Annotated in this window: 4 protein-coding genes; 1 reads left to right on the top strand and 3 read right to left on the bottom strand. The window is 69.5% G+C overall.

Annotated features, from left to right (window positions below; translation table 11 throughout):
• From ACFWF3_RS26570 to ACFWF3_RS26560, 3 genes are all read right to left on the bottom strand, one after another.
• On the bottom strand, positions 1-1,423 hold a 1,423-nt coding region (locus ACFWF3_RS26570), incomplete at its 3' end, for a protein kinase (protein WP_379316064.1).
• 100 nt (positions 1,424-1,523) lie between these two features.
• Complete coding sequence (locus ACFWF3_RS26565) at positions 1,524-2,213, bottom strand: response regulator transcription factor (protein ID WP_358063879.1); 690 nt, start codon at positions 2,211-2,213, stop codon at positions 1,524-1,526.
• The gene (locus tag ACFWF3_RS26560) at positions 2,210-3,523 is read right to left on the bottom strand and encodes a sensor histidine kinase (protein WP_379316062.1); all 1,314 of its coding nucleotides are present in this window, start codon (positions 3,521-3,523) and stop codon (positions 2,210-2,212) included. The genes ACFWF3_RS26565 and ACFWF3_RS26560 overlap by 4 nt, the downstream gene beginning before the upstream one ends.
• Before the next feature lie 156 nt (positions 3,524-3,679).
• Between ACFWF3_RS26560 and ACFWF3_RS26555 the strand changes: the two genes are divergently transcribed.
• Positions 3,680-4,003: a hypothetical protein gene (locus ACFWF3_RS26555; protein ID WP_378633368.1), complete on the top strand. Its 324-nt coding sequence runs from the start codon at positions 3,680-3,682 to the stop codon at positions 4,001-4,003.
• The last annotated feature ends 151 nt before the right edge of the window (positions 4,004-4,154 follow it).

Below are 4,154 nucleotides of genomic sequence, written 5' to 3'. Positions count from 1 at the left end.
GGGGCGCGAAGTAGGTGTCGGCGGGCCGGATTTCGGCGGGGCCGGTCGGCTGGATCACCGCGGGTATCGAGATCTCGCCGGTGCCCTCGGCGGGAACACGGCGGAAAGCGGTGGTGTCCGATGCCCCGGGGCGCGCCTCGGGCGGGCGGATGATCAAGGTGGGCTGGGCGCCGGTCGCGGTCGACTGACTGCGCGAGGTCTCCACACCGCCGGTCGCGGTCACCGCGCCGATCACGCGGAACTCCCCGGTCGGCGTCGGCACCTGCTCGACGTCGGCGGGCTCCTCCGAGTCGGAGGCGCCCTTGCGGGCTCCACTCGCGGCACCGATGGGCACCGCACGCGCTGGACCGGTCGCGGACCCCGCGTGGCCACCACGCTCGGCACCGGCCGGTCCGCCGGGAGCACCGGTCGGCGCCCCGGCGGCACCGCGTCCCACACCGGCGGCGAAACCGGCGGCGGCGGCGAAACCGCGCCCGGGAGCCGAGCCCGGGCCACCTTGCGGGGCACCCGATGGCGCGCCTGCGGAACTGCGGAGCGTGGGACCGGACGAAGAACCTGGAGTCACATCGTGGCCACCGGGGACGCGGCGGGCCCCGTCGTACGACGCGAAAGCACCCGATGGCGCGGGCGCACCGGCTTCCCGCACGGCCGAAGCCAGCGCTCGCCGAGCGGCGACAGCCAACGCACCGGCCGACGCGTAGCGATCGGCCGGGTCCTTGGCCATGCCGGTCCCGATGACGTCGTCGAGTGCGCCGGGTATCCCGTGCAACAGCTCGCTCGGCCGCGGCGGGGCCTCGGACAGGTGCGCGCGGACCAGCACGCTCATGCTCGCCGCGGGGAAGGGCGAAGCACCGGTGAGGCATTCGTGCAGGACGCATGCCAGTGAGTAGACATCGGCGCGGTGGGAGATCGGGCCGACATCGAAGCGCTCCGGCGCCATGTAGATGTAGGAGCCGACCGCCATCCCGGCCTGGGTCACCGCGCTGTCGCCCTCGGTGTGCGCGATGCCGAAGTCGGCGAGGTAGGCGAAATCGGCGGGCGTGACCAGGATGTTGGCGGGCTTCACATCGCGATGCACCAGCCCGCCCGCGTGTGCGGCGTCGAGCGCGGCGGCGATCTGCTCGACGACGGCGACGGCGCGTTCCGGGCTCATCGGCCCGCCTCCGCGCAACACGGTCCGTAGATCGGAGCCGGGAACCAGGCGCATATCGATGAAGAGGACCCCGTCGATCACGCCCCAGTCATGGATCGGGATCACGTGCGGTTCGGCCAGCTTGGCCGCGGCCTGGGATTCGCGGCGGAATCGGACCTGATAGGCCGGGTCTTGCGCGAGCTCCTCGGCCAGCAACTTCAGAGCGACCACTCGGTCCTTGCCGGTGTCGTAGGCCTCGTAGACCTCGCCCATCCCGCCTTTGCCCAGCATCGACCGCAACTCGTACGGGCCGAATCTGCTCCCCGTCCGTGACCCAGGTGCCTGCACCAGCGTCCGCCTCCCACTTCTGGCAGGCCCGTGGACCTGCTTCTCAGTAGGAAGATTCTCCCGGTGTCACTACGCCGTGGTCAAACGCGAACACGATCGCGGCAGCGCGATCGCGCAGGTCGAGCTTGCCGAATATGTGTCCGACGTGGCTTTTCACGGTTACTTCCGAGATACCGAGTTCGGCGGCGATCTCGCTGTTGACCCGGCCCGAGCCGATCAATTCGAGCACTTCGTACTCGCGGGCGGTGAGTTCGCCGAGCCGGCGATCGGTTCGGGTACCGACCGGTTTCACTGTTCTGTACGCCGTGAGCACCCGTCCCGTCACCGAGGGATCGAGCCACGCGCCACCGCCGGCCACGGTGCGGACCGCGCGGATCAGATCCTCCGCGGGCGAATCCTTGAGCAGAAAGCCCGCGGCGCCCGCGCGCAGCGCGCCGGAGAGAAGTTGGTCGTCGTCGAAGGTCGTGAGCACCAGCACCGGTGGGGCGTCGGGGCGGGCGCGCAGCAACCGGGTCGCATCTATGCCGCCGACCCGCTTCATCCGCAGATCCATCAGCACCACATCGGGTCGTTGCGCGGCGACGGCGGCCGCGACCTCGTCGCCGTCGGCGCACTCGTTGATGGTGAAACCGTCGCGACGCCGCAGGATGCGACGCAATCCGCCGCGTACGAGTTCCTGGTCGTCGACCACGAGCACTGTCACCAGCTGCTCGATCGGCGAAGCGGTCGTCACGTGTCCTCCTGGGGTTTGTGCCAGAGCTTGCCCGGCAGCACGGCCGAGAGGGCGGCGCACGAGCCTGCTCGCAGTGGGAAGCCGACCCGCACGGTCCAGCCGTCGTCGCCGGTGCCCACGATGATCTTCCCACCGAGCAGTTCAGTGCGTTTGCGCATGCCGCGCAGTCCCATCCCGGTATCGCGGCGCAGCGCGGGCCCGAACGGCAGCGGATTCGACACGACCAGCGTCGCCGCCTCGGCCGAGACGTCGAAGCGCACGGTGGCGGGCGCGCCCGGCGCGTGCTTGATGACGTTGGCCAGCGATTCCTGACCGATCCGGTAGAGCGCGTGGCCGATGGCACCGGAGACGGTGGTCAGGTCGCCGGTGCGCGCGTAGTCGACGGTGAGCCCGGCGCGGCGAAAGTCGCCGACGAGTTCGTCGATATCGGCGGCGCCCGGCTCGGGAGCCAGTTGCGCCGGGCCCGCGTCGAGCATGCCGACGGTGCGCCGGATGTCGGCCATCGCCTGGCGGCCGAGGCGTTCGGCCTCGACGAGCGCTTCCACCGCCTCGGTGACGTCGTCGTCGGTCTGGAGCGCGCGGCGGGCGGCGGTCAGATGCAGCAGGGTGATCGAGAGCGAATGGGCGATCACATCATGGACTTCGCGGGCGATCCGGCGCCGTTCCTCGTCGGCGGCCTGACCGGAGCGGATCGCTTGATTCTCGCGCTCTTGATACAGGAAACGCCGCTGATACTGCAGCATCACCCCGACGAACATGCCGAGCAGGATGCCGATCACATACATCGGTAGTCCTTGCAGCGGCTGCTCACCCCAGTGCACGTGCCCGGCCACGTCGAACGCGACCAGTTCGAGGATCGCGAGCAGGGTGAATCCGATGGTCCACCCGCGCGAGGCGACCGCGGCCACCTCACCGGCGACGATCACCAGCACGAACGGCGCGAAGTCGGCGTTGACCGGCTGCAACAGGAACAGGGCGCAGGAAGCCAGCGCGCTGCCCTTCAGCAGCACGGGGTGCGGATTCACCCGGAAGATCGCGAACAGCGGAATCGGCAAGAACGCGGTGGCCATCGCCAGCAGCGGCAGCACACTCGGGAAGTACGCGTGCCGCTGGATCACCGCCGCACCGGTGACCACCAGCAGCGCGAGGTCGGCGGCCAGGATCACCGCGGGCGGATAGTCGTAGGGCAACGATTCGATGCGTTCGCGGACGGTGGTGAGCAATCGTGGCACCGCGGCTCTGGCCGCGAACCGCTGCCGCAGGCTCACTCGGCCCGGCGCCTTCGCGGGGATGGCGTGGCTCACATCCATGATGTAAGGCTAGTCGCCACCTACCGGGCGAGCATCGTCCCGCGAACGGTACCGATCTCCTACCTGGGTAGGAGAAGAAGTCGGGTCCCCGGGACGACGATTCGGCCGTTCGCCGCCCGTAACGTTCGATTCACCCGCTCACGGAAGGTGAAGCCCATGACCTGGACCGATCTACACCACCGCACCGAGATCGTGCACACCGTGCTCGCCAGGGCAGCGGTCGACCCGAACGACCCGGCCCTGTTCGCCGGCATCGCCGAGCTCGACACGCTCTTCGGCGGAGTCGACGGCCTGCTACAGGCGCTGGCCAACCGCTGGGACAATCATCTGCGCGTCAAACTCGAACTTGCCGAGATCGACGGCCGCACCCCGATGGAGGCCTATCTCGAGCTGGCCGCCGAACAACCGGCCCTGCGTGGGCTTCTCGACGCACGCCCGGCGATCGGGCAGACTACCCGCGACCGCGCACTCGCACGCTGAAACCCGAAACTCCCTGGGGGACAAGATATGCCCGACATCGAATCGCCACAGCAGCCGATGCTGGAGTTGACCCGGGTGGTCAAGCAGTATCGCGTCGGTGATCAGGAAGTCCGCGCGCTCGACGAGGTGAGCATGCGCATCGAAGCAGGCC

This window comes from Nocardia sp. NPDC060220 (genome assembly GCF_042727815.1).
GTDB lineage: Bacteria > Actinomycetota > Actinomycetes > Mycobacteriales > Mycobacteriaceae > Nocardia.
Note: the sequence above shows the minus strand (reverse complement) of the source record. Positions and strands in the feature narration are given on the sequence as shown.